Source organism: Streptomyces cavernicola (assembly GCF_029968035.1).
In the GTDB taxonomy this organism is placed as follows: Bacteria; Actinomycetota; Actinomycetes; order Streptomycetales; family Streptomycetaceae; genus Streptomyces; species Streptomyces cavernicola.
Genome location: NZ_JASCIQ010000011.1, coordinates 16,194 through 40,711, shown reverse-complemented (window position 1 = coordinate 40,711; position 24,518 = coordinate 16,194). Strand labels below are relative to the sequence as shown.

Annotated in this window: 19 protein-coding genes; 12 read left to right on the top strand and 7 right to left on the bottom strand. The window is 73.1% G+C overall.

Translation table 11 applies throughout. From position 1 onward, the window contains the following. The first annotated feature begins 3 nt into the window (after positions 1-3). Positions 4-2,565 (top strand): ABC transporter permease, encoded by a 2,562-nt coding sequence (locus tag QIS96_RS12445; RefSeq protein WP_282542573.1) that lies wholly within the window; start codon positions 4-6, stop codon positions 2,563-2,565. Positions 2,566-2,643: 78 nt separating this feature from the next. Here QIS96_RS12445 and QIS96_RS12440 read toward each other — a convergent pair whose 3' ends face one another. Continuing rightward, complete coding sequence (locus tag QIS96_RS12440; RefSeq protein ID WP_282542572.1) at positions 2,644-4,482, bottom strand: serine/threonine-protein kinase; 1,839 nt, start codon at positions 4,480-4,482, stop codon at positions 2,644-2,646. Positions 4,483-4,644: 162 nt separating this feature from the next. Between QIS96_RS12440 and QIS96_RS12435 the strand changes: the two genes are divergently transcribed. From QIS96_RS12435 to mug, 8 genes are all read left to right on the top strand, one after another. Continuing rightward, complete coding sequence (locus tag QIS96_RS12435) at positions 4,645-5,121, top strand: GNAT family N-acetyltransferase (protein WP_282542571.1); 477 nt, start codon at positions 4,645-4,647, stop codon at positions 5,119-5,121. A gap of 232 nt (positions 5,122-5,353) precedes the next feature. Further along, positions 5,354-6,799, top strand: a complete 1,446-nt coding sequence (locus tag QIS96_RS12430; RefSeq protein WP_282542570.1) for a hemolysin family protein — start codon at positions 5,354-5,356, stop codon at positions 6,797-6,799. Then, positions 6,796-7,809 carry a hemolysin family protein gene (locus QIS96_RS12425; RefSeq protein WP_282542569.1) on the top strand — a complete coding sequence of 338 codons (1,014 nt, stop codon included), beginning with the start codon at positions 6,796-6,798 and terminating at the stop codon, positions 7,807-7,809. Before QIS96_RS12430 ends, QIS96_RS12425 begins: the two co-directional genes overlap by 4 nt. 94 nt (positions 7,810-7,903) lie before the next feature. Next, on the top strand, positions 7,904-9,619 hold the full coding sequence (locus QIS96_RS12420) for an ABC-F family ATP-binding cassette domain-containing protein (protein WP_282542568.1): 1,716 nt from the start codon (positions 7,904-7,906) through the stop codon (positions 9,617-9,619). A 470-nt stretch (positions 9,620-10,089) separates the two neighbouring features. After that, complete coding sequence (locus tag QIS96_RS12415) at positions 10,090-10,920, top strand: SGNH/GDSL hydrolase family protein (protein ID WP_282542567.1); 831 nt, start codon at positions 10,090-10,092, stop codon at positions 10,918-10,920. 145 nt (positions 10,921-11,065) lie between these two features. After that, positions 11,066-13,519 (top strand): NACHT domain-containing protein, encoded by a 2,454-nt coding sequence (locus tag QIS96_RS12410; protein WP_282542566.1) that lies wholly within the window; start codon positions 11,066-11,068, stop codon positions 13,517-13,519. Between the two features lie 124 nt (positions 13,520-13,643). Continuing rightward, positions 13,644-15,077, top strand: coding sequence for an adenylosuccinate lyase (gene purB / locus QIS96_RS12405; protein WP_282542565.1), 1,434 nt, complete (start codon positions 13,644-13,646; stop codon positions 15,075-15,077). Positions 15,078-15,130: 53 nt separating this feature from the next. Beyond that, positions 15,131-15,688: a G/U mismatch-specific DNA glycosylase gene (mug, locus tag QIS96_RS12400; protein ID WP_408907169.1), complete on the top strand. Its 558-nt coding sequence runs from the start codon at positions 15,131-15,133 to the stop codon at positions 15,686-15,688. Between the two features lie 29 nt (positions 15,689-15,717). Here mug and QIS96_RS12395 read toward each other — a convergent pair whose 3' ends face one another. The 4 genes from QIS96_RS12395 to QIS96_RS12380 all read right to left on the bottom strand — a co-directional run bounded on the left by QIS96_RS12395 (position 15,718) and on the right by QIS96_RS12380 (position 18,807). Beyond that, on the bottom strand, positions 15,718-16,491 hold the full coding sequence (locus QIS96_RS12395; protein WP_282542564.1) for an SAM-dependent methyltransferase: 774 nt from the start codon (positions 16,489-16,491) through the stop codon (positions 15,718-15,720). 129 nt (positions 16,492-16,620) lie between these two features. Continuing rightward, positions 16,621-17,022 carry a hypothetical protein gene (locus QIS96_RS12390; RefSeq protein ID WP_282542563.1) on the bottom strand — a complete coding sequence of 134 codons (402 nt, stop codon included), beginning with the start codon at positions 17,020-17,022 and terminating at the stop codon, positions 16,621-16,623. An 88-nt stretch (positions 17,023-17,110) separates the two neighbouring features. Beyond that, on the bottom strand, positions 17,111-17,848 hold the full coding sequence (locus QIS96_RS12385) for an ABC transporter permease (protein ID WP_282542562.1): 738 nt from the start codon (positions 17,846-17,848) through the stop codon (positions 17,111-17,113). Further along, positions 17,845-18,807 carry an ATP-binding cassette domain-containing protein gene (locus QIS96_RS12380; protein ID WP_282542561.1) on the bottom strand — a complete coding sequence of 321 codons (963 nt, stop codon included), beginning with the start codon at positions 18,805-18,807 and terminating at the stop codon, positions 17,845-17,847. Before QIS96_RS12380 ends, QIS96_RS12385 begins: the two co-directional genes overlap by 4 nt. A 107-nt stretch (positions 18,808-18,914) precedes the next feature. On the opposite strand from QIS96_RS12380, the gene QIS96_RS12375 reads away from it, so the two are divergent. From QIS96_RS12375 to QIS96_RS12365, 3 genes are all read left to right on the top strand, one after another. Then, the gene (locus QIS96_RS12375; protein ID WP_282542560.1) at positions 18,915-20,162 is read left to right on the top strand and encodes a sensor histidine kinase; all 1,248 of its coding nucleotides are present in this window, start codon (positions 18,915-18,917) and stop codon (positions 20,160-20,162) included. Between the two features lie 102 nt (positions 20,163-20,264). Next, the gene (locus QIS96_RS12370; RefSeq protein WP_282542559.1) at positions 20,265-20,915 is read left to right on the top strand and encodes a response regulator transcription factor; all 651 of its coding nucleotides are present in this window, start codon (positions 20,265-20,267) and stop codon (positions 20,913-20,915) included. Between the two features lie 195 nt (positions 20,916-21,110). Next, the gene (locus tag QIS96_RS12365) at positions 21,111-22,268 is read left to right on the top strand and encodes an ROK family transcriptional regulator (RefSeq protein WP_282542558.1); all 1,158 of its coding nucleotides are present in this window, start codon (positions 21,111-21,113) and stop codon (positions 22,266-22,268) included. A 189-nt stretch (positions 22,269-22,457) separates the two neighbouring features. On the opposite strand, the gene QIS96_RS12360 is transcribed toward QIS96_RS12365, so the two are convergent. Together QIS96_RS12360 and QIS96_RS12355 are read right to left on the bottom strand one after the other, a co-directional pair. Continuing rightward, positions 22,458-23,216, bottom strand: a complete 759-nt coding sequence (locus QIS96_RS12360; protein ID WP_282542557.1) for a GntR family transcriptional regulator — start codon at positions 23,214-23,216, stop codon at positions 22,458-22,460. Positions 23,217-23,498: 282 nt separating this feature from the next. Further along, entirely contained in the window at positions 23,499-24,380 is an 882-nt protein-coding gene (locus QIS96_RS12355; protein WP_282542556.1) for an RNA polymerase sigma-70 factor, read from the bottom strand. Positions 24,381-24,518: the final 138 nt, after the last annotated feature.

The window sequence follows — 24,518 nt, the reverse complement described above, 5'->3', positions numbered from 1 at the left end:
GCCGTGCTGAAGGCGACGCTGCGCAGCTTCTTCGCCCACAAGGGCCGGCTGGTCCTCTCCGCGCTCGCCGTCGTCCTCTCCGTGGCGTTCGTCGCGGGCAGCCTGATCTTCTCCGACACCGTGACCCGTACGTTCGACCGGCTCTTCGCGTCCACGGCGGCGGACGTGACGGTCGCGCCGAGGGAGCGCGTCGGGCCAGGCCCGTCGGGGACCGTGCCGACCGTCCCGGCCCAACTGGCCGAGCGCGTACGGGCGGTGGACGGGGTCGCGCACGTCCAGGTCGACGCGGCCGTGGAGAACGTCACCGTCGTCGACGCCCGCAGAAAGCCCGTAGGACCGACGACCGGACCGCCCACCATCGTCACCAACTGGCATGTCTCCGACCGCAGTCCGGTGGAGCTGACCTCCGGGCACGCGCCGCGCGAACCCGGTCAGGCGCTGCTCGACGCGGACACCGCCGAGCGGAGGCGCCTCGGGATCGGCGACGCCCTGACCGTGCTCGCACCGCCCGGCTCGTTCCCCGTACGGGTCGTCGGCATCGCCACGTTCACCACCACCAACCCGGGCGCCGCGCTCGTCTTCCTCGACACCCCGACCGCGCAGCGGAAGCTCCTCGGGGACCCCGGCGCGGCCACCTCGCTGTCGGTGACGGCCGCGCCCGGCGTGGCCGACGACACCCTGAAGCGGCGGGTCGGGGCGGAGCTCGGCGGCGGGTACGAGCTGCGCACCGCGGACGAGCAGGCGAAGTCCGCCGCGGCCGAACTGGGCGGATTCCTGGACGTGATCAAGTACGTGATGCTCGGCTTCGCCGGGGTTGCCGTGCTCGTCGGGGTGTTCCTGATCGTCAACACCTTCTCGATGCTGATCGCCCAACGCACCCGCGAGCTGGGCCTCCTGCGCGCCCTCGGGGCGGACCGGGCGCAGGTGCGGCGCTCGGTGCTCGTGGAGGCGCTGCTGCTCGGCCTGGTCGGTTCGACGCTCGGACTCGCCGTCGGCATCGGGCTCGCCTCCGGGCTGATCGAGCTGATGGGGCTCTTCGGCATGAACCTGACGGCCACGGAGATGGTGATCGGCCCGGCCACCCCGATCGCGGCGTACGCGGTGGGCGTCGGCGTCACGTTCGTCGCCGCGTATCTGCCGGCCGGGCGGGCGGCGCGGGTCTCGCCGATGGCGGCGCTGGTGGACGCCGAAGTCGCCGGTGTGGGGCGGCCGTTGACGGTGCGTGCCGTGGTCGGCGCGGTGGCGGGGGCGGCCGGGGCCGGGGCGCTCGTCGGCTGCGCGGTGAGCGCCGACACCTCGACGTCGGCCTGGCTGCTCGGCCTCGGCGTGGTGCTCACCCTGGTCGCGACGGTGATCGCGGGCCCGCTCCTGGTGCGCCCGGTGATCCGGGTCCTGGGCGGGGCGTTCCCCGCGCTGTTCGGCTCGGTGGGCCGGATGAGCCAGCGCAACGCGCTGCGCAACCCGCGCCGCACCGGGGCCACCGCGGCGGCCCTGATGGTGGGGCTCGCGCTGGTCGGCGGGCTCTCGGTGGCGAGCGCGTCGATGACGGCGTCGTTCGACAAGGAGATCGACCGGACGCTCGGCGCCGACTTCCTGGTGCAGGCGCGCAACTTCCGGCCGTTCCCGCACGAGATCACCGCGCGCGTCGAGGGCGTGGCGGGCGCGGGGCTCGTCGTACGGCAGCGGTTCGTGCCGCTCGCGCTGTCGCTGCCGGACGGGAGACGCGTCGAGACGGCGGCCGCCGCGTACGGCCCGGGGTTCGACCGGGTGGTCCGCGTGCCGTACACGGCGGGCGGCCCCGCGGACGCGCTCGCGCCGCAACACATCGGCATGGACCAGGAGTTCGCCGACGAGCACCGGGTGCGGGTCGGCGACAAGGTGCGCGTGGAGTTCCCCGGCGACCGGAGGGCCGAGCTGACCGTCGGGGCGCTCACCGACCTGGGCGGTCCCGGCTCGCCCGTCGCCGAGGGCAACCTCTTCGTCGGCATGGGCACGGCGGACCGGTACGTGCCGGGCGGGCAGGACGCGGTGCTGTTCGTGAACGCGGCCGACGGCACGGACCCGGCCGCGCTGCGCACCGCCCTGGACACGGCGCTCGACCCGTATCCGCAGGTGCAGGTCCGGGACCAGGCCGACTACAAGGAGCTGGTGCGCGAGCAGCTGGCCGTACTCCTGTATCTGGTGTACGCGCTGCTCGGCCTGGCGATCGTGATCGCGGTGCTCGGCGTGGTCAATACCCTCGCCCTGTCGGTCGTGGAGCGCACGCGGGAGATCGGGCTGCTGCGCGCGATCGGCCTCTCGCGGCGGCAGTTGCGGCGGATGATCCGCCTGGAATCGGTGGTGATCGCCGTGTTCGGCGCGGTACTCGGGCTCGGCCTCGGCCTGGTGTGGGGGCTCGCGATGCAGCAGGTGCTCGCCCTGGAGGGCCTGACGGAGCTGGCGATCCCGTGGGGCACGGTCGTCGCGGTGGTGCTCGGCTCGGTGGTGGTGGGCCTGGCGGCGGCGCTCGTACCGGCGCTCAGGGCGTCGCGGATGAACGTGCTTGCGGCGATCGCGCACGAGTGAGCATCCGCGATCCGTATGAGTGAGCCGCGCCCGCACGGACGCCGGGCGCGGCTCCAACCCCCTTCACGCTTACGGGAGTTACTTCTCCGGCTCCCAGAGGGTGGCCGTCGTCAGATACGTCGGCAGGCTGTCCGGGGTGTCCCGGTTGACCTTGCGGATCCAGAGGTGGGCCACCGCCTTGTCGGCGGTCTCCACGCAGATCCCGACGCCCTTCTTCAGGAACGAGTCGTCACGCAGCTCGTCGAGCGGGATCGGGTTGGGCAGGGAGCTGTCGCGGGCGGCCTTGAGGCAGGCGCTGGGGGTGGGGAACTCGGCGGTGACGGTGTTCATGATGCTGCCGTCGGTCGCCTGCAGGCCTTCCTCCTCCTCGGGTTCGGCGCAAGCGTGGTACGCGAGGGCGCCGAGGTAGTCGGCGGCGTCGATGTTGCCGGGGCGGGTCACCCGGAAGTCGTTGTCGACGTCGACGTGCACGGTGTCGCACTTGGACACGTTGGTGGCCTTCTCCGGCTTGGGCCCGGCGATCGTGACCGTCTTGTCCTGCACGGTCAGGCGCCAGCCCGCCTCGGTCTTCGCGCCGCCGGGGGCGGGCTGCTGCTCGCCGCCCGAACTCCCTTCCCCGCCGCCGGAGTCGGCTGCGCTCCCGTCGCCGGTCGGCTGCTGCGAACCGCCGGCGTTCTGGTCCGGTCCGCCCGTGGTCTGTCCGCCGGCCTCCGTCGAGGGCAGCGTGTCGTCCTCGGCCAGCATCTTGTAGCCGAGGACCGAGCCCGCGCCGACGGCCACCACGGCGACGACCGCGCCCGCCACGATCAGCCCGGTCCGGCGGCGGCGCGGCGCCGTGTCGGCGGCGGTCTGCTGCTGCGGCACGGGGGTCGCGTACTGCTGGGGTGCGGACGGCGGGGGCGGGGGCGTGCTCGGTGCCTGCGGGTAACTCGGCTGCTGCGGCGGTGAGTTGGGCGGCTGCGTCGGCAAGTCCGCGACCGGGCCCGGCTGCGGGGCGTGCTGCGGGGGCTGTGGAGTCGACGCGGCGATCCGCATCGTGTGCTCCTGCTGCTCGACGGCCTGCGCCAGGCCCGGCGGCAGCCACCAGCCCTCGGACCGGTCGAGTCCGGCGGCGCCCGCTGCGGCGTGACAGTGCTCGACGATCTCCGCCGGAGTCGGCCGGGCCGCCGGGTCCCGGCTCAGGCAGCTCTCCACGAGGCCGCGCAACTCCTGCGGGCAGCCGTCGAGTTGGGGCTCGTTCGCGACGATGCGGTGCAGGATCGCCTGCGAGGGGCCTTCGCCGTAGGCGTGCGTGCCGGTGACCGCGTAGTGCAGGACGAGGCCGAGCGCGAACACGTCGAGGGCCGGGGTGATGTCACCGCCGGTGGCCTGCTCGGGCGCCATGTAGGCGGGCGTGCCGAGCGCGACGTTCGTACCGGTGAGGGCGGCGGTGTCGGCGGCGCGCGCGATGCCGAAGTCGATGACGCGCGGCCCGTCCGCGCCGAGCAGCACGTTGGACGGCTTCAGGTCGCGGTGCACGATGCCCGCGCCGTGGATGGTCTGCAGCGCCTCGGCCACCCCGCCCGCCAACTGCAGGACGGTGCGCAGCGGAAGGGCCCCGTGCCGGCTCACGGCCTCGGAGAGCGGCGGCCCGGGGACGTACGCGGTGGCGAGCCAGAGTTCGCCGTCCTCGGTGCGACTGTCCAGAACGGGCGCGGTGTACGGGCCCTGCACGCGCCGGGCGGCCGCGACCTCCTGGCTGAACCGCTCCTTGAACAAGGGGTCCTGGGCGTACTCGCGGCGCACCACCTTCAGCGCGACGGGCTGGCCGCCGCGCGTGTGCGACAGGTAGACCACGCCCATGCCGCCCTGGCCGAGGCGCCCTTGGAGGCGGTAACCGGCGATCTCCCTGGGCTCGTCAGGAGCCAGCTGTTCCATCCGCGTACGCCTCCCCGTTCGTTGGAGTGGACATGATACGAACCGGCGTACGGGCCGGTACGGCGGGCGGGTTCAGCGTCCTCGGCGCACTCTGCGGGGGCGGTCGTCTCGGTCCGTGAAATTCCCCGCGGCCGCGGTCCGTGCCGTGCTTCGCTGCCGATCATGAGCCACCAGACCCTGAGCGATCCGAACCCCGGCGATCCGATCACCGGCGATCCGAAGATCCGTACCGCCGAAGCCGCCGACGCCGCCGCCGTGCTCGCCTTCTGGAAGGAGGCCGCCGAGGGAACCAGCGTCAGCGACGACGAGGCCGGGGTCACCGGGCTCGTCGCGCGCGACCCCGGCGCCCTGCTTCTCGCGGAGGCCGACGGGCAGCTCGTCGGCTCCGTGATCGCGGGATACGACGGGTGGCGCTGCAGCCTCTACCGCCTCGCCGTGCTGCCCTCGCACCGCAGGCGGGGCATCGCGACGGCGCTGCTCGCGGCCGCCGAGGAACGGTTCACGGCGCTCGGCGGGCGGCGCGGGGACGCCATGGTCCTGGAGGCCAACGAGCGCGCGCAGCAGGCGTGGGCCGCCGCCGGCTACCACCGCGAGGACCACTGGCGGCGCTGGGTGAAGCCGCTCACGGAGCGCCCCTGACGGCCGCCCCGGCCGGTTCTTTTGCTGATCCTTTACTCTGGATACTCCGCACTCCGCTCAGCACTCGTCAGTTCCAGACAGGGGACTCAGTACGAGATCCAGTACGAGCGGAGCGCCCGTACCCGAAGGAAAGGTGTGAGCGTCCGCCGATGGGCGAGCCTCCCAGTAGCACATTCCGCCGACACCGCGCGGCCGTCCCTCCCCTGCCCGATCATGGGACGGAGGTGACCCGATGACCGAACTGCTCCTGCTCGGCGTGGCCCTGCTGCTCACACTGGCCTGCGGTGTGTTCGTCGCCGCCGAGTTCTCCCTCACCACCGTCGAGCGCAGCAGCCTGGAGCGCGCCGTCGCCGACGGTGAGCGCGGTGCGGACAGCGCCCTCAAGGCCGTCCGCAGCCTCACCTTCCAGCTGTCCGGCGCGCAGCTCGGCATCACCGTGACCGGCCTCGTCATCGGCATGCTCGCCAAGCCGTCGATCGGCACGCTGCTCGCCGGGCCGCTCGACGCCATCGGCCTGACGAAGGCCACCGCCGACGGCGTCGCCCTGACCCTCGGCACGGTGCTCTCCACGATCGTCCTGATGGTCGTCGGCGAGCTCGTCCCGAAGAACTGGGCGATCTCCAATCCGCTCGGCGTCGCCAAGCGCGTGGCCACCGCGCAGCGCTGGTTCAGCGCCGCCTTCAAGCCGCTGATCACGCACCTCAACAACACCGCGAACCGCTCCGTGCGCCGCATGGGCCTGGAGCCCGCCGAGGAGCTGGCGTCCGCGCGCGGCCCGCAGGAGCTGGTCGCCCTCGCCCGCCACTCGGCGAAGGAGGGCGCCCTGGAGGCGGACACGGCCGAGCTGTTCGTCCGTACGCTGAACCTCGCGGACCTCACCGCGGAGAACGTGATGACGCCGCGCGTGCAGGTGATGGCCCTGGACATCCAGGCCACCGCCGAGGACGTGGCCACCGCGACCCGCGCCACCGGCCTGTCCCGCTTCCCCGTCTACCGCGGCAACCTCGACTCCGTCGTCGGCGTCGCGCACATCAAGGACGTGCTCGCCATACCCGCCGAGCGCAGGCCCCGCTTCCCCGTCGCCGAGGTGCTGCGCGAGCCGCTGTTCGTCCCCGAGACGCTGACCGTGGACCGCCTGCTCGACCGGATCTCCGGCAAGCGCACCATGGCCGTCGTCATCGACGAGTACGGCGGCACCGCGGGTGTCGCCACCCTGGAGGACATCGTCGAGGAGGTCGTCGGCGAGGTCCGCGACGAGCACGACCCGCACGAGACGTCCGACCTGGCCCCGGCCGGCGCCGACGAGCACGGCCGCAGGCTGTACTCCGCCGACGGCGCGGCCCGCACCGACCAGCTCGCGAAGATCGGCCTGCGCGCGCCGGACGGCCCGTTCGAGACGCTCGCCGGCCTGGTCGCCACCGAGCTCGGCCGCATCCCGGCCGCGGGTGACGTGGTCGAGGTCGACGGCTGGCGGCTCGACGTCCTCGACGCCAGCGGCCACCGCGCCGCGCGACTTCTGCTGCACGCACCGCTGGACCTGCCGGGTCGCGGCGGTGCGCCCGGGGTGCCGACGGGCCCCACGGGTCCGGGTGGCGCAGGCAGTCCAATCGGCCGTAACGACAAGAGTGACTCGAGCGACGCGAAGGGCACGCCCGTGAACGGGGAGGGTGCGCGATGACCGCGATCCAGCTACTCATCGGCCTGGCCACCCTCGTGGTCAACGCCTTCTTCGTGGGCGCCGAGTTCGCGCTGATCTCGGTGCGCCGCAGCCAGATCGAACCGCACGCCGACGAGGGCGACCGGCGGGCCCGCAGCGTCATGTGGGGCCTGCAGCACGTCTCGCACCTGATGGCCGCCGCCCAGCTCGGCATCACGCTGTGCACCCTGGTCCTCGGCATCGTCGCCGAGCCCGCCATCGCGCACCTCCTGGAGCCGGTCTTCGACGCGGCCGGCGTGCCGCACGGCCTGATCCACCCGGTGTCGTTCGTGATCGCGCTGGCCGTGGCCACCTATCTGCACATGCTGACCGGCGAGATGATCCCGAAGAACATCGCGCTCGCCGAGCCGGTGCGCAGCGCGCTGCTGCTCGGCCCGCCGCTTGTGGCGCTCACACGGGCCCTGCGCCCGGTGATCTTCGCGATCAACGCCTTCGCGAACGCCCTGCTGAAGCTGCTCAGGGTCGAGCCCAAGGACGAGGTGGAGGCCACGTTCTCGGACGACCAGCTGGCCCGGCTCGTCAAGGACTCCGGGGACGCGGGCCTGATCGACGACCGCGCGCAGGAGCGCCTGCACGACGCACTCGAACTGGGCCGCCGCCCGGTCCGTGACGTGGTGCTCCCGCTGGAGCAGGTGGTGTACGCGGAGATCGGCGTCACCCCCGAGCAGCTGGAGCAGCTGTCGGCGAGCTCCGGGTTCTCCCGCTTCCCTGTGGTCGACCAGAGCCGCCGCATCGTGGGCTACCTGCACGTCAAGGACGCCCTGGACGCGTCCCCGCGCGACCTCCCGTTCCAGGTCCGGGACATGCGCCCGATCGCTCGCGTACGGGAGAACACCCCGCTCGACGACGTCCTCACCGCGATGCGCCGCAGCCGCACCCACGTGGCGGCGGTGCTCGGCGAGGACGGACGGCTCGCGGGCCTCGTCACCATGGAGGACGTGCTGCAGGAGCTGTTCGGCCAGCCCGCCTGAGCCGACGGGCGTGCCGACGGGCGTGCCGACGGGCGTACGGAAACCCGAGCCGGGCGGACGTACCGCTGCCGTACACCTACGGGAAGGGGTCCAGGTGAGTCAACTGGTCCTGCGGGACGTGTCGTTCGGCTACCCGGACCGGCCGGTCCTGGAGCGGGTCTCAGTGTCGGTGCGGCCCGGCGAGCACGTCTGCGTCATCGGCGAGAACGGCTCCGGCAAGTCGACGCTGCTGCGCCTGATCGCGGGGCGTAGCGCGGCCGCCGACGGCGAGGTGCGGGTGGTGGCCGAGGGCGGCACGGGCTACCTCGCACAGACCCCCGAACTGCCCCCGCACGCCACGGTCCAGGACGCCGTGGACGAGGCGCTCGCCGAGCTGCGGGACCTGGAGCGACGCATCCGGCTCGCCGAGGAGTCCCTCGGCTCGGCGGGCCCGGCCGAGCTCGCCGCCTACGGCGACCTGGTGGCCGCCTTCGAGGCCCGCGACGGCTACCGGGCCGACGCCCGCCTCGAAGCGGCCCAGCACGGGCTCGGCGTCCCGCACCTCGGGCGCGCGCGGACGCTCGGCTCGCTGTCCGGCGGGGAGGCGGCCCGGCTCGCGCTCGCCTGCGTACTGGCGGCCGCACCCGAGCTGCTGCTCCTCGACGAGCCCACCAACCACCTGGACGCCTCCGCCCTCGACTGGCTGGAGGAGCGGCTGCGCGCCCATCGCGGCACGGTCATCGCCGTCACCCACGACCGGGTCTTCCTCGACCGGGTCGCGGACGCGATCGTCGAGGTCGACGGCGACCGGCGGAGCGTCGAGCGGTACGGCGGCGGCTGGCCCGGCTATCTCGCCCAGCGCACCGCGGCCCGCCTCGGCTGGGAGCAGCGCTACCGCGCATGGCGCGACGAGCTGGAACGCCAGGAGAAGATCGCCGAGGGCGCCGCCGACCGGCTCTCCGCGGGCCGGCGGCTGCGGGACAGCAGCACCTTCGCGAAGTTCTCCAAGCATCAGCGGTCGGTGGAGGGCCAGGTGTCGGGCGTGGTCCGGGCCGCGCGGGAGCGGCTGCGCCGGCTGCGGGCCGAGCCGGTGCCGCGGCCGCCGGAACCGCTGCGGTTCACGGCCGAGCCGGAGGGCGGGGACCATCCGTTCCTGCTGCCGGTCGAGCTGACCGACATCGCGGTGGGACAGCGCCTGACGGTGGACCGCCTCCGCCTCGCCCCCGGCACCCGCCTCCTTGTCACCGGCCCGAACGGCGCGGGCAAGTCGACCCTCCTCGGCGTCCTCGCGGGCACGGTCATACCGGACCACGGCGAGGTCCAACGACCGGTCCGGGTGGGCCACTTGGGGCAGGAGGTGCCGTACGTGGGGGTGCGGCGCGAGGAGAGTTCGTACGGAGAAGGTTCGTGCGGGGAGGGGGCGGGCGAGGCGGCCGTTCCGTACGGGGACGGGGTGGGTGCGGGGCGGTCGCTGCTCGCCGCGTTCGCCGCGGGGCTCGACGGTCCGCCCGAGGAGTACGCGGACCGGCTCCTCGCCCTCGGCCTGTTCCGCGAGGCGGACCTCTCTGTTCCGGTACGTGATCTCTCGGTCGGCCAGCGGCGTCGGCTCGCCCTGGCCCGCCTGGTCACCCGCCCCGCCGACCTGCTGCTCCTCGACGAGCCCACCAACCACCTCTCCCCCGCCCTCGCGGAAGACCTCGACGAGGCGCTCGCGTCGTACGCCGGCACGCTCGTGGTCGTCTCCCACGACCGCCGCCTGCGGGGGGCGTTCGTGGGGCATCGGGTGGAGGTGGTGGGTGGGAGGGTTCGGGGGGAGTGGGACCTCGGCTGAGGCAGGCGTTCTCTTCCCCACCCCGCCCCTTCCCGAAGTCCTCAGCGGACGGCTGCCCCTCCGGGGCCTGACGAGGCCGTCGTTCGAGTGCTGCGCCGTCGTGGCTGGTCGCGCAGTTCCTCGCGCCCCTGACGGGGCACGTGAATCCAGCCCCAGCCCGCAAAATTCAGCCCCTCCGGCGTTTGAGGAGCGGGGGTTCCGGGGGCTGGCCCCCGAGGCGGGGGCGGAGGCGGGACCCCACCCGGCCCCTTCCTGAAGTCCTCAGCGGACGGCTGCCCCTCCGGGGCCTGACGAGGCCGTCGTTCGGCTGACGCGCCGTCGTGGCTGGTCGCGCAGTTCCCCGCGCCCCTTAAAAACCAGCCCCTTAAAAACCAGCCCCTCCGGCGCTTGAGGAGCGGGGTCGGGGCGGAGCCCCGAAGGCGAGGGTCGGGGGCGGCAGCCGCCGTTGCGGCGTTAGCATCGCTGTCGCCATGCAGATGAATGCCACGTACACCAGTCTCGTCGCGGTAGGCGACTCCTTCACCGAGGGCATGTCGGACCGCCTCCCCGACGGCTCGTACCGCGGCTGGGCCGACCTTCTCGCGGCGCGGATGGCCTCCGTACAGCCCGGATTCCGGTACGCGAACCTCGCCGTACGCGGCAAGCTCATCGGTCAGATCGCCGCCGAGCAGGCCGACGCCGCCGCCGCGCTGAAGCCGGACGTGGTGACCCTGGTGGGCGGTCTCAACGACACCCTGCGCCCCAAGTGCGACATGGGCCGGGTGCGGGCGCTGCTCGACGAGGCCGTGGAGAAGCTGGCGCCCGCCTGCAAGCAGCTCGTGCTGATGCGCAGCCCCGGCCGGCAGGGCCCGGTCCTCGAACGGTTCCGGCCGCGCATGGAGGAGCTGTTCGAGCACATCGACGGCCTCGCCGAACGCCACGGCGCCCTCGTCGTCGACCTGTACGGCGCCCCCGTCCTCGGCGACCAGCGGCTGTGGGACGTGGACCGGCTGCACCTCACCGCCGAGGGCCATCACCGCGTCGCCGAGGCCGTGTGGCAGACCCTCGGGTACGCGGCGGAGGAGGACTGGCGCGCCCCGCTGCCCGCCCCCGTCCGCCCGCGCTGGGCGCAGCGCCGCGTCGCCGACGCCCAGTTCGCGCGGGAGCACCTGGTGCCGTGGATAGGTCGCCGCCTGACCGGGCGCTCCTCGGGCGACGGCCTCGCCGGGGCCCAGTTCGACCCGTCCACCGGCACGGCCTTCTGGATCACCCCCGAGGAGGGCACATCCCCGGGCCCGGTGACGGGTTGGCACCGGCTGTAGGACACAGTCGGCTGCGCCGATTTGATCCCCTCCCCGCCCTGCGAAGGATTCGTGCCGATGCAGGGGTGGCGGGAACTTTCCGTCGCGCTCTACCGTCTGCCACCCAACAGCCTTCACCGGAACACCAGTTGTCGGGGGTACGCAGGTGGATCCCGCACTCGTCCTCAGCCGTCTCACCCATCCCTTCCTCACCGCACTCGTGCAGCCCCTCCTCACCAGCCCGCGCAGCGAAAAGCTCGACCTGCACGCACTCGGCGCGAAGCTCGTGCGGCAGGCGGTCGGCGGACCCGGCGAGCGGCCGGTGCGGCCCGACGAGGACCGGGCCGTCGCGGACGCGCTCGCCCGCACCCTGGGCGCGCTGGGCCAGGTCGAGATGAGCGACGCGCAGGCCGTGGCGCTGCAGGCCGAAGGATTCGCGCAGCACCTCGGCTCGCTCGTCCCCGACGCCACCCGCGAGCTGTCCGAGGAGGGCGCGCTGTTGCACGCCCTGCTCCTGGAGGTGACCGCCCGGCACATCCTGGAGTTCTTCACCAGCCGGTCCGATGTCGTACCCCACACCCTCGTCGAGCACAGCGGCTTCCTCGCCGAACTCTGCAAGCGGTACGAGCGGTTGGAGGCGCGCGTGCCCTCGCAGGGCGCCGCCGACACGGCCTTCGAGGAGCGCTTCGCGCGGGACACGGCGGTCCTGCACAACCGTCTGACGATCTTCGGCATAGACCTCGCCAGCGCCCCCGACACCTGGCCGCTCGACTCCACGTATCTGGGTCTGCGCTGCGAACCCGGCGGCGGTCCGATGGGCTCGGCGACGCCGGTGCCGGTGTCCCGCGCGCTCGCCGGGCGCAGCCGCTTGCTCGTACGCGGAGTGGCCGGGTCCGGGAAGACGACGCTGTTGCAGTGGCTCGCCGTCGCCACCGCCAAGGGCGAGCTGCCGGCGCAGCTGGCGGGGTTGCGGGACCGGGTGCCGTTCGTGCTTCCGGTGCGCCGTTTCAGCCGCGAAGCGCCGCCCGTGCCGGGCGAGTTCCTTGCCGTGAACGGCTACCCGGGCGCTGACGCGCAGCCGCCCGGCTGGGCGGACCGGGTGCTCAGACAGGGCCGCGGGCTGCTGCTCATCGACGGCGTGGACGAGGCCCCGGAGCCGGCCCGCGAACGGCTGCGCCACACGCTGCGCGACTGGACGGCGCTCTACCCGGGCAACGTCTGGATGGTCACCACCCGCCCCTCCGCCGTACCCGATGACTGGCTGGCCGCCGAGGATTTCGACGAGGTGCAGCTGGCCCCGATGAGCCGGGACGAGGTGGGCGCGTTCATCGAGCGCTGGCACGCGGCGGCCCGCCAGGAACCCGGCGCCGACCCCGCGGTCCTCGCCCGGTACGAGCAGACGCTGATGGACGCCCTGCGCCTCACCCGCGACCTGGGCCGGCTCGCCACCAACCCGCTGATGTGCGGTCTGCTCTGCGCCCTGCACCGGCATCTGCGCGGCTATCTCCCCAGCGGCCGCAAGGAGTTGTACGACGCGGCCATGTCGATGCTGCTCGAACTGCGGGACCGCCAGCGGGTCGTGCCGGACGACGGGATCGCGCTCAGCCGGCAGCCGAAGATCCAGCTCCTGCAGAAGCTGGCGCACTGGATGCTGATCAACGGCAAGTCCGAGATGGACCGGGACATCGCCGTCGACATCCTGCGGCGCCATCTGCCCGCGGTGCCCGCCGCGGCGAAGCAGGGCGACGCCGAGACGATCTACCGCCACCTGCTCAACCGGACCGGCCTGCTCCGCGAACCCACCGCGGGCTCGGTGGACTTCATCCACCGCACGTTCCAGGACTATCTCGCCGCCGACTCGATGGTGCAGCAGCACGACTTCGGGCTGCTGCTCGACCACTCCCACCTCACGGAGTGGGAGGACGTGGTGCGCATGGCGGTCTCCCTGTCCCGGCCGAACGAGGTCGGGGAGCTGCTGCGCGGCATGGTCTCCCGCCGCCCCGGGCTGCGTACCGCGCACGCCCGGCACAGCAAGCTGCTCGCCGCGGCCTGTCTGGAGCACGTGAGTGAAATCGACCCGGAGGTACGGCAGTTGGTGCAGCGGGCCACGCAGCAGATGGTGAACCCGGCGCATCCGGCGGGGGCCCGCGCGCTGGGCTGGATCGGCCCGATCGTCCTGGAGATGCTGCCCGACCCGCGCACGGTCTCCGACGACCGGGCGTACATCCTGGCGATCACCGCGTCCTCCGTCGCCGACGACATGGCCATCGACTACCTCGCGGGCCTGCGCGAGCGCGAGCGCATGGACATCCGCGTACAGCTGGCGAACGCCTGGCCGCGGTACGACACCGCCCGGTACGCGCGGGAGATCATCGCCCACCTCGACGAGCACGGCGGGCTCTACTTCCCCGTCTCCGACCTGGACGAGGCCCGCGCCCTCGCCGATCTGGGCGGCCGCGCCCATCTGCACGTGAAGAGCCAGCTCGACCCGGCGCGGCTGGCCGGGATCCTGCCCGTCGAGCGGGTCCGCCGCCTCCGCCTCGAACCGGACCACCCTGCGCCGGACGAACAGTGGCTGGCGTCGTTCCCGTACGTGGAGCCGCCGATCCGGCGTGAGTGAGGCGCGACGGCCCCGCCGGTCGCCGCTCGTGGCCGCCCCGGATCTCTCGTGGCTTCTCTCGTAGCTTCCGACAAACGGGACCGGGGCGTCGGCCTGTCCGAAAGTGTCAGTAAACTGGCCGACTGTGACTGCAAAGCCCCGCATCCCCAACGTCCTGGCCGGCCGCTACGCCTCCGTCGAGCTCGCCGCGCTGTGGTCCCCCGAGCAGAAGGTGAAGCTTGAGCGCCAGCTGTGGCTGGCCGTGCTGCGTGCCCAGAAGGACCTCGGGATCGAGGTGCCGCAGACCGCCCTCGACGACTACGAGCGGGTCCTCGACCAGGTCGACCTGGCCTCGATCGCCGAGCGCGAGAAGATCACGCGGCATGACGTGAAGGCCCGTATCGAGGAGTTCAACGCCCTCGCCGGGCACGAGCAGGTCCACAAGGGCATGACGTCCCGCGACCTGACGGAGAACGTCGAGCAGCTGCAGGTCCGGCTCTCCCTGGAGCTGGTGCGGGACCGCACGGTCGCCGTCCTGGCCCGCCTCGGCAAGCTGTCCGGCGAGTACGGCGAGCTGGTCATGGCCGGCCGCTCGCACAACGTCGCCGCCCAGGCCACCACCCTCGGCAAGCGCTTCGCGACGGCCACGGACGAGCTGCTCGTCGCGTACGGCCGGATCGAGGAGCTCCTGAACCGCTATCCGCTGCGCGGCATCAAGGGCCCGGTCGGCACGGCGCAGGACATGCTGGACCTGCTCGGCGGCGACGCCGACAAGCTGGCCGACCTGGAGCAGCGCATCGCCGGGCACCTGGGCTTCGCGCAGGCCTTCACCTCGGTCGGCCAGGTCTACCCGCGCTCGCTCGACTACGAGGTCGTGACCTCGCTCGTCCAGCTGGCCGCCGCGCCCTCCTCCCTCGCGAAGACGATCCGCCTGATGGCCGGGCACGAGCTGGTCACCGAGGGCTTCAAGCCGGGCCAGGTCGGCTCGTCTGCGATGCCGCACAAGATGAACACCCGCTCCTGCGAGCGCGTCAACGGCCTGATGGTGATCCTGCGCGGATACGCGTCGATGACCGGCGAGCTGGCCGGCGACCAGTGGAACGAGGGCGACGTGTCCTGCTCCGTGGTGCGCCGCGTCGCGCTCCCGGACGCGTTCTTCGCGCTCGACGGTCTCCTGGAGACGTTTCTGACGGTGCTCGACGAGTTCGGCGCGTTCCCGGCCGTCGTCGCCCGTGAGCTGGACCGCTACCTGCCGTTCCTCGCCACCACCAAGGTGCTGATGGCGTCGGTGCGTGCGGGCGTGGGCCGCGAGGAGGCGCACGAGGCGATCAAGGAGAACGCCGTGGCGTCCGCCCTGGCGATGCGCGAGCAGGGCGCGGAGCGCAACGAGCTGCTCGACAAGCTGGCCGCCGACTCCCGTATCCCGCTCGACCGTGCGCAGCTCGACGAGCTGATGGCGGACAAGCTGTCCTTCACGGGCGCTGCCGCCGGTCAGGTCGCGCAGGTCGTGGCCCGCGTCGAGGAGATCGTCAAGCAGCACCCGGAGGCCGCCGGGTACACGCCGGGAGCGATCCTCTGACACTCCCCGGCCGGGACGAACTCGAAGCCGCCCGCAACCGCATCGTTCCCGATGTGGTCGCAGAGGCGGGGGTGGCGCGCAGCGCCTCGGTTGAGGGCGGCGGTGGGAGACGGGCGGGCGGTCTTGATGTGCTGTTCTGCGGGATCAATCCGTCGCTGATGACGGCGGTGACGGGCCACCACTTCGCCCGCCCCGGCAACCGCTTCTGGCCGGTCCTGCACCGCTCCGGTTTCACTCCGCGTCTGCTGCACCCTTGTGAGCAGCGGGAGTTGCTCTCGTACGGGCTCGGCATCACCAATGTGGTGGCCCGCGCGACCGCCCGCGCCGACGAGCTCTCCCCGGAGGAGTACGTCGAGGGCGGGCGGCTCCTGGAGGAGAAGGTGGCGCGGCTGCGGCCCGGGTGCCTCGCGGTCGTCGGGATCACCGCCTACCGCGCGGCCTTCGGCGAACGCAAGGCGCGGATCGGCCCGCAGGAGCGGACGGTCGGCGGCAGCCCGGTGTGGGTGCTGCCCAACCCCAGCGGGCTGAACGCGCGTTGGACGGTGGAGGCGATGGCGGAGGAGTACGCGCGGCTGCGAAGCCGCCACGTGACGCGTACGGTCAGGTCTTGATCCGTACGGTCAGGTCTCGACCTGCACGGTCACGGCTTACGGGCCACCGCCCCGTACTGCGCGACCTGCTCCGTGTCCGGCTCCGCGCGCCAGCGGGAGCAGGAGACGAGGCCGGGCGGGAGCAGTTCGAGGCCGTCGAAGAACGCGGCGACCTCCTGTCCGGTGCGGGCGGTGATCGGGGGCTTGGCGTTCTCGTTCCAGAAGGCCATCGCCTCCGCGTTGCCCGCGCCGCCCAGCTCCAGGGTCGGGTGGGTGATCACCAGGTAGCTGCCGGAGGGCACCGCGGCCACGAGGCGCCGCACGATGTCCGTGGCCTTCTCGGTGTCGAGGATGAAGTTGAGGAGGCCGAGCAGTATCACCGCGACCGGGCGGTCCAGGTCGAGGGTGTCGGCGGCGGCCCGCAGGATGGCGTCCGGGTCGTGCGCGTCCGCGTCGACGTAGCTCGTGGCGCCCTCCGGGGTGCTGGTCAGCAGGGCACGGGCGTGGGCGAGGACGGTGGGGTCGTTGTCGACGTAGACGATGCGGGAGTCGGGGGCGATGCGCTGGGCGACCTCGTGGGTGTTCTCCGCGGTGGGCAGGCCCGTGCCGATGTCGAGGAACTGGCGGACGCCCGCCTCGCCCGCGAGGTACTGCACGGCGCGGCCGAGGAACTCCCGGTCGGCGCGGGCGACTTGGCCGATGCTCGGGTACATCCCGGTGACCTGGTCGCCGACCTCCTTGTCCACCGTGTAGTGGTCCTTGCCGCCGAGCCAGTAGTTCCAGACCCGGGCGTTGTGCGCGACCTGCCCGCTGTGCTCCGTCATCCGCTCCGCTCTCCTTCTGCCGTCCACGGTCACGACGTGCGTGTCCCGACACGCGTGGTCCCGACGTGCATGATCCTCAAGAGGCCATGGTGGCACGGTTGTTCGCCGCTGCCATGCCGTCGGACGAGGTCACGGCGGGTCGACGTCCGTGGACACCGCGAGTAACCGCAGCAGCCGGGGCCGCTCGCGGTCGGTGACAGCCAGGGCCAGCCAGCGGTCCCCGGTGTGCCACAGCTCGACGCTGCTCGCCGCCCAGCTCAACCCGCACCACGGCTCGGGTATCTCCTCCCCCTCTCCTCCGCGCAGCAGCACGCCCTGCAGCCCGAACGGGCCGTACGCCGCCCACTTCTCCCCCAACGGCGCTTGCAGGGCCGCAAGCTCCGCCTCGTACTGCTCGCGTCTCTCCTCGTACTCCCCCGGGTCCGTCTCGTCGAAGTCCGTGCGCCGCAGTTCCGTGAGGTGGCTGTGGCCGCCGCGCAGGGTGCGGGCGCGCAGCTGGTCTATGGCGTGCAGATGCCGGGCCGAACTCATGCCTCAAGTAAAGCGGCGACCACTGACAACGGAGGCGGCCGTGGGTCAACGGCCGCCCTGAGCTGGGGTGTTCGCCCGCCGGGAGGTGTCAGGCGTCCCGGCGGCGCAGGGTCCACAGGCCGGCGAGCACGGCCGCCGCCGACCAGGCCGCGCAGACCGCGAGGCCGCTCCAGGGGCCGAGGTGCCCCGCCGGGGCGGCGTGCAGGACCTGCTGCCCGGCCCGGTCTGGCAGGAACTCCGCGACGCTTCCGGCCACGTCGCCGATCACGAACGGCACGATGAGCACGAACGGAATGAGGATGCTGAGCACGGCGACGCCGCTGCGCAGCACGGTCGCCAGGCCTGCCGCGAGCAGCGCCAGCAGCGCCAGGTAGACGCCCGCGCCGACGCAGGCGCGCACCGCGCCTGGATGGTCGAGCCCGATCGCGTACGAGCCCATGAAGGACTGGCCGAGCAGGAACGCGGCGAAGGCCGTGACGAGGCCCGTGGCCAGGGCGAGTCCGCCGATCACCGCGATCTTCGCGGCGTAGAAATGGGTGCGGCGCGGTACGGCGGCGAGCGAGACGCGCAGCGCGCCGTTCAGATACTCGGAGGAGATGGCGGTCGCGCCGAAGGCGAGGGCGGCGACCTGGCCGAAGTTGAGGGCGTAGAAGGCGTCGTAGAGCGGTTCCGCGCCCGGGTTGTCGGCCTCCGCCTGGCCGATCGTGGCGAAGGCGAGGGCGGTGACGCCGAGGGTGACGAGGAGGACGGCGAGCAGTGAACCGGCCGGTCCGCGCAGGGACTTGATCTTGATCCACTCGGAGTGGAGCACGGCGGTGAAGCTCATCGACGGGCCTCCTGGCTCTCTCGGACGGCCGACGCGCTGTCCGCCGTACGCGCGGACGTGTACTCGACGGCGTCCGCGGTCAGGGCGAGGTACGCCTCCTCCAATGTGCCTTCCTGGGCGGCGAGTTCGAGAATCGGCACACCCGCGCGTGCGGCGATCCGGCCGATGTCCGCCACGCGCGCGTCGGCGACGGTCAAGGGCCCCGAGTCGGGTTCGCGGACGGGCCGGTAGCCGTGCCCTTCCAGGAGGGCCGCGAGGGCGCTGTCGTCGGAACTGCGGACGCGCACCCGCGGCTGCACCTGCGTGTCGATGAACTCCTGCAGCGGCAGGTCCGCGAGCAGCCGCCCCCGGCCGAGCACCACAAGGTGGTCGGCGAACGAGGCGGTCTCGTTCATGAGGTGGCTGGAGACGAGGACGGTACGGCCCTCGCGGGCCAGGCGCCGCATCAACTCCCGGACCCAGATGATGCTTTCGGGGTCGAGCCCGTTGGACGGCTCGTCGAGCATCAGGACCGCCGGGTCGCCGAGCAGCGCGGCCGCGACGCCGAGCCTCTGGCGCATGCCGAGCGAGTACGACTTCACGCGGCGCCCCGCCACCGCGCTCAGGCCGGCCTCGTCGAGCACCTCGTCGACCCGGCGGGCCGGGATGCGGTTGCTCGCGGCGAGCGCGAGGAGGTGGGCGCGGGCGGTCCTGGAGCCGTGCGCGGCCTGCGGGTCGAGCAGCGCGCCGACCTGCCGCAGCGGTGCGTCGAGGGCGGTGTAGGCGCGGCCGCCGACCGTGGCCGTGCCGGAGGTGGGCCGGTCGAGGCCGAGGACGAGGCGCATGGTCGTGGACTTGCCGGCGCCGTTCGGGCCGAGGAACCCGGTGACCCGGCCGGGCTCCACGGCGAAGGTGAGCCGGTCCACCGCGCGCGTGGCGCCGTATTCCTTGGTGAGTTCGTGCACGTCGATCCTTGTCATGGTTCGAGCCTCACGGGGCGGGCCGGGCCCGCGCCTCCCCCGCGGGTGGCGGGCGCCTCCCCCGCGCGGGGGAGCCCGCGCGGGCGCGGCGCTGGCACGATGGCGGCATGCCCCGCACCCCGAGCCCGACCGGCGTGACCAGCGAGACTGGCGTGACCGGCTTGACCGGCGTGCCCCGTACGAAGCGTGCGCTGCGAGCGCTCGCCCACCCCGTGACATACACGCGCTGGGTGCATCTCTTCGTCGGCGGTGTGGCCTTCGGGATCTGGCAGTTCGTGTCCACGCACACGAACTGGGTGCCGTTCCTGTGCGTGGCGCTCGCGGGGCTCGTGCCGTGGGTGCGGGTCGCGGAGGGCGTGCAGGCGCGGCTGCTGCTCACGCCCGACGGGTCGGCGCCGATCGCGACCGGTCCCTCCGTGACGTGGGCGGACCGCGGCCGGACCTCGCTGTGGATGCTGCTTCGCCTGACGCTCGGCCTCGTCTCCTCGCTGTTCGCGATGGAGTGCCTGGTGCTCGCCGTCGACCTGGTGCGGGCCGCGGCGGGCGGCACGGCGACCGGCTCGCCGCTGCCGCTGCCGGGTCACCACTGGTGGTACGCACTCCTCGCACCGCTGCCGCTGCTCGTGCTGCTCGGCTCGGTCGTGCTGTTCGGGCGGCTGATGACGGAGCTCGCGGTGCGGCTGCTCGGACCCTCGGCCGCGGAGCGTCTCGCGGCCCTCGAAGCGCGTACGGAACAGCTCCTCGAACGCACCCGGATCGCCCGCGAACTGCACGACTCCATCGGGCACGCGCTGACTGTCGCCGTGGTGCAGGCGGGGGCGGCACGGGCGGCGGGCAGCCCGGAGTTCACCGACCGTGCCCTGGACGCGATCGAGGAGACCGGGCGGGCGGCGCTGGAGGACCTGGACCGGGTCCTGAAGGTGCTGCGCGAGCCGGAGCGCCCGGCCGGCAGCAGCCCGGCGCTCACCGAGGCGGACCGCCTCCTGGACTCGGCCCGCGCCTCGGGCGCACAGATCGATGCCGAGGTGACCGGCCCCCTCGACCGGCTGCCCGGCCCCGTCTCCCGCGAGGGCTACCGCATCCTGCAGGAGTGCCTGACGAACGTGCTGCGCCACGCGGGGGCCCCGTCGACCGCGACGGTACGGGTCCGGATCGCCGCCACGGACCGCCGCCTCACCCTGGACGTGCGCAATCCCTTCGACCGGGCAGCCTGGGCAGCCTCCGCCGCCCGTCCCTCGGGCTCGGGCAGCGGCCTGCGCGGCATCCGCGAGCGCGTCGCCCTCCTCGGCGGCACGGCGCGGACGGGCCCGGAGTCCGAGGAATGGCGCGTACACGTGGACCTGCCACTGCGCTGACGGCCCAACTGGGCCTGCTCGTAGGCGCATTGGCTCGTACGCGCATGGACTCGCACCTCAGCTCCGGAAAGCCTCCGAGACCCGCTCCACTAGGCTGACGAAGTGCCGCTCACCGTTCTTCTCGTAGACGACGAACCCCTCGTACGGGCGGGCCTGCGCGCCGTCCTGGAGACACAGCCCGACATCACGGTCGTGGGCGAGGCCGCCGACGGCGCCGCCGTCATCCCGCTGGTGCGGCAGCTGCGCCCGGACGTCGTCGCGATGGACGTACGGATGCCGCTGCTCGACGGGATCGAGGCCACACGGGCGGTGCTGCGGACCGTGCAGGACCCGCCGAAGATCGTCGTGATCACGACCTTCGAGAACGACGAGTACGTGTACGAGGCGCTGCGCGCCGGGGCCGACGGGTTCCTGCTCAAGCGGTCCCGGCCTGCGGAGATCGTGCACGCGGTCCGGCTCGTCGCCGAGGGCTCGTCGCTGCTGTTCCCGGCGGCGGTACGCTCGCTCGCCGCGCAGTACGGCAACCCGGAGGCCCGCGAAGCGCTCGACCGGGCGGCGCTCACCGAGCGGGAGGGGGCGGTGCTGCGGTTGATGACACGGGGGCTGTCCAACGCGGAGATCGCTGCTGAGTTGGTGGTCGGTACGGAGACGGTGAAGAGTCATGTGAGTGCGGTTCTGGGGAAGTTGGGGGCTCGGGATCGGACTCAGGCGGTTATTGCGGCTTATGAGTCGGGGTTCGTTGCGCCCGGCTGAGTTTTCCCCTCCCCGCCCCTTCCCGAAGTCCTCAGCCGACGGCTCCGGGGGCGCCACCCCCGGACCTCCACCTCGGGGGCTACCGCCCCCTTGCCCGGGGCTGCCCAGGCGCGCCCCGCCCCCGACCGCCTCTCGCCCGCTGCAACCGCAACGAGTACGATCCGGCGAACGCGCTCGCGACCTGGGAGGACGACCGTGGGGCGGCTGACCGGCGGGGATCCCTCGCTGTTGCGGCGGATCAACTCCGCAGTGGTCCTGCACGCCCTGCGCGGCGTGGAGTTCGCGACCCTCACCGAGGTCACCCGGGTCACCGGCCTCTCCCGGCCCACCGTGGAAGGCGTCGTGGAGGGCTTGATGGCCGCGGGCCTGGTCGTGGAGGTCGCCGCCGAGGAGGGCGTGGCCAGGCGCCAGGGCAGACCCGCCCGCCGCTTCCGCTTCCGCGCCGAGGCCGGCCACCTCCTGGGCCTGGAGATCGGCCCGCACCGGGTCGCCGCCGTACTCGCGGACCTGGACGGACAGGTCCTCGGCGCCACGGAGCGCGAGGTCGACGAGACGGCGTGCGCCGACGAACGTCTGGAGCGGCTGCGTCTGACCGTCGCCGATCTGTTGAGCCGGGCCGGGATCGCCCGTGACTCGCTGCGTGCCGTGGGCGCGGCCACTCCCGGCATCGTGGAGGCCGACGGGACGGTGCGGCTCGGCACGGCTCTGCCCGGCTGGACCGGGCTCCCGCTCGGGGACCGGTTGCGGCGCTCCTTCAAGTGCCCGGTACTGGTGGAGAACGACGCCAACACGGCGGCGGTGGGCGAGCATTGGAAGGGCGCGGCCACCGACTCCGACGACCTGGTCTTCGTGCTCGCGGGCCTGAGTCCGGGCGCGGGTTCCCTGATCGGCGGGCGGCTGCACCGCGGCTTCGGCGGCGCGGCGGGCGAGATCGGCGCGCTGCACCTCCTGGGCCGCGAGGTCACGCCCGAGTCGCTGCTCTCCACGACGGGCGAGCCGCTGCACCCGCTCGACGAGCAGGCCGTGACGGAGGTGTTCGCGCACGCCAGGCGGGGCGACGAGCAGGCCGCGGCGGCTGTGGAGCGCTTCATCCGGCGTCTGGTGCACGACGTGGCGGCGCTGGTCCTCGCCCTCGACCCGGAGGTGGTCGTGATCGGCGGCTGGGCGGCCGGACTGGACGGCGTACTGGAGCCGCTGCGCCACGAGTTGGCCCGCTACTGTCTGCGCCCGCCGCGCGTGACGCTCTCCGCCCTCGGCGAGGCCGCCATCGCCACGGGCGCCCTGCGCCTGGCCCTCGACCACGTCGAGGAGGAACTGTTCGCGATCGAGGGCACGGTCACCGCCCGCCGTTGAGGCGCCGCCGTACCACCGGACCAGCACACGCGCGGGTACGCGTACACGCATCGCACAGCGCGGCCATCCGTGGCCGGGGGAGAGGCGATACTCCTCGAACTGCTCTCCGACCCCGACCGGTACCCGCACGCAGGACGGCCCGCCGCCTCGAAGAGGCAACGGGCCCGTACGGCAAGGGAGTCGGCGGCTTCAGGAAGCGCGGCGCTCCTGGTGCCGGATCTCCATGTCGCCGGAGTCGCCGAAGGTCAGGCGGCAGGTGTCCGCGCGGTAGGTGGCCACGGCGACCGCGGCCGTGCGGCCCTGCGCGAAGTAGCGGGTGGTGACGACGAGGACGGGGGCGCCGGGCAGCCGGTCCAGCTGCTTCGCGTCGTCGGCGCGGGCCGAGCCCAGCTCGACGGCCTGCTCCTCGCCGTCGAGGCCGAGGCTCTGCAGCTCGCGCAGGACGGCACGCGCGCGTGCGGGGCCCGCGGGCAGGTCGACGGCGGAGAGTCCGGGCACGGACGCGGTGGGTACGTAGAGCAGCTCGGCGGCGACGGGCTGGCCGCCGGTCACGCGGGAGCGGCGGACGATGTGCACGCTCTCGTCGGCCTCGGTGCCGAGGAGGCGGGCGACGGCGGCGGGCGGCACGGCCGGGGTGCTGTCGGCCGCCTCCCAGTCGTCCCCGCTCGCGCCGGGCCAGCCCTGCTGCGCGGAGCCGACGGAGACGCCCATGCGGGGCGGTGCGACGGTGGTGCCGACGCCGCGGCGGCGCTGCAGCCGGCCTTCGAGTTCGAGCTGTTCCAGAGCCTGGCGCAGGGTCGCGCGGGCGACGCCGAAGCGGGCCGCCAGCTCACGTTCGTTCGGCAGGATCTCGCCGACGGCGAACTCGGAGTCGAGCGCTTCGGCGAGCACGGTCTTCAGGTGCCAGTACTTCGGCTCCGGCGCCGTCTCCAGCTGCGTGGTCCCCACCCTGTCCTCCGCAATCGCCGTGCCCCGGCGGCTCATTACGCGCCTTTGTTTATTAAAGGTTCCTGCACTATCTCCGCGACCATAGGCCTGGCCCCACCCTTGGTCAAGACCAATCCTCAAGCTGTTACAGAGCGAACTCGCCCGCTTCCGCTGAGTGTTCATACGCTGTTCGCGGCGGTACACGCGCACGCAATCCGGGCGAAGGGAAGCGAACAACGGAACGGAGCCCCCGCCTGAAGAGGCGAGGGCTCCGAGGCGCTCCAGCAGGGCCCGTACGAGAGATCAGTCCGCGAGCGAGGCCAGTTTGTCCGGGTTGCGCATGATGTAGACGCACTGGATGCGGCCGTCGACCACGTCGACCTGGAGGACGCTGTCGGGCTTGCCGTCGGAGAGGACCAACAGGGCCGGGCCGCCGTTGAGTTCGAGCACGCGGACCTCGGGGTTCGGCACGCCCTGCGGAGCGACGCTCGCCATGAACCGGCCGACCTTCTCGGCGCTCTCCAGGACCCGCAGCGGCGCCTTGGACTTGCCGCCGCTGTCGCCGACGAGGCGGGCGTCGGGCGCGAGCAGCCGCATCAGGCCGTCCAGGTCGCCGTCGGTCGCGGCGGTGAGGAAGCGCTCGGTGAGGTCGCGGCGCTCGGCGGGGTCGACGTCGAAGCGGGGCCTGCGCTCCTCGACGTGTTTCCGGGCGCGGCCCGCGAGTTGGCGTACGGCGGCCTCGGAGCGCTCCAGGGTCGCGGCGATCTGCGCGAAGGGGAAGCCGAAGGCCTCGCGGAGCACGAACACCGCACGTTCGAGCGGCGAGAGCGACTCCAGGACCACGAGGACCGCGAGGGAGACCGACTCGGCGAGCACGGCCCGCTCGGCGGTGTCCGGCACGGTGGCGCCGAAGTCGGTGGCGAGCGGCTCGGGCAGCCAGGGGCCGACGTACGCCTCGCGCCGGGACTGAACGTGGCGCAGCCGGTCGATGGCGAGGCGGGTGGTGATCCGCACCAGGTAGGCGCGGGGTTCGCGGATCTCGTCGTGCCGGGCGGTGGACCAGCGCAGCCAGGCGTCCTGGACCACGTCCTCGGCGTCGGCGACGCGGCCGAGCATGCGGTAGGCGACGCCGGTGAGGACCGGGCGGTGTTCTTCGAAGACGACGGTCGCGGTGTCGGTGGCCACGTGCCCCATCCAAGGCCGTCTCAGGTACGCTGTCCAGGCGGTTCCGCCAGGGGTGTCGCAGGTCGCACCGCGGACGGCGGGCGGGGGCTTGAACTCCGGGCTACCCGGCGGTAATTGTTGCTGACAAGCTGTCTACGA

What these genes read in the sequence shown, in the direction of transcription:
- QIS96_RS12440 (WP_282542572.1), bottom strand. Translation starts at nt 4,482, where the DNA reads ATGGAACAGCTGGCTCCTGACGAGCCCAGGGAGATCGCCGGTTACCGC.
- QIS96_RS12435 (WP_282542571.1), top strand. Translation starts at nt 4,645, where the DNA reads ATGAGCCACCAGACCCTGAGCGATCCGAACCCCGGCGATCCGATCACC.
- QIS96_RS12430 (WP_282542570.1), top strand. Translation starts at nt 5,354, where the DNA reads ATGACCGAACTGCTCCTGCTCGGCGTGGCCCTGCTGCTCACACTGGCC.
- QIS96_RS12425 (WP_282542569.1), top strand. Translation starts at nt 6,796, where the DNA reads ATGACCGCGATCCAGCTACTCATCGGCCTGGCCACCCTCGTGGTCAAC.
- QIS96_RS12415 (WP_282542567.1), top strand. Translation starts at nt 10,090, where the DNA reads ATGCAGATGAATGCCACGTACACCAGTCTCGTCGCGGTAGGCGACTCC.
- QIS96_RS12395 (WP_282542564.1), bottom strand. Translation starts at nt 16,491, where the DNA reads ATGACGGAGCACAGCGGGCAGGTCGCGCACAACGCCCGGGTCTGGAAC.
- QIS96_RS12390 (WP_282542563.1), bottom strand. Translation starts at nt 17,022, where the DNA reads ATGAGTTCGGCCCGGCATCTGCACGCCATAGACCAGCTGCGCGCCCGC.
- QIS96_RS12385 (WP_282542562.1), bottom strand. Translation starts at nt 17,848, where the DNA reads ATGAGCTTCACCGCCGTGCTCCACTCCGAGTGGATCAAGATCAAGTCC.
- QIS96_RS12380 (WP_282542561.1), bottom strand. Translation starts at nt 18,807, where the DNA reads ATGACAAGGATCGACGTGCACGAACTCACCAAGGAATACGGCGCCACG.
- QIS96_RS12375 (WP_282542560.1), top strand. Translation starts at nt 18,915, where the DNA reads ATGCCCCGCACCCCGAGCCCGACCGGCGTGACCAGCGAGACTGGCGTG.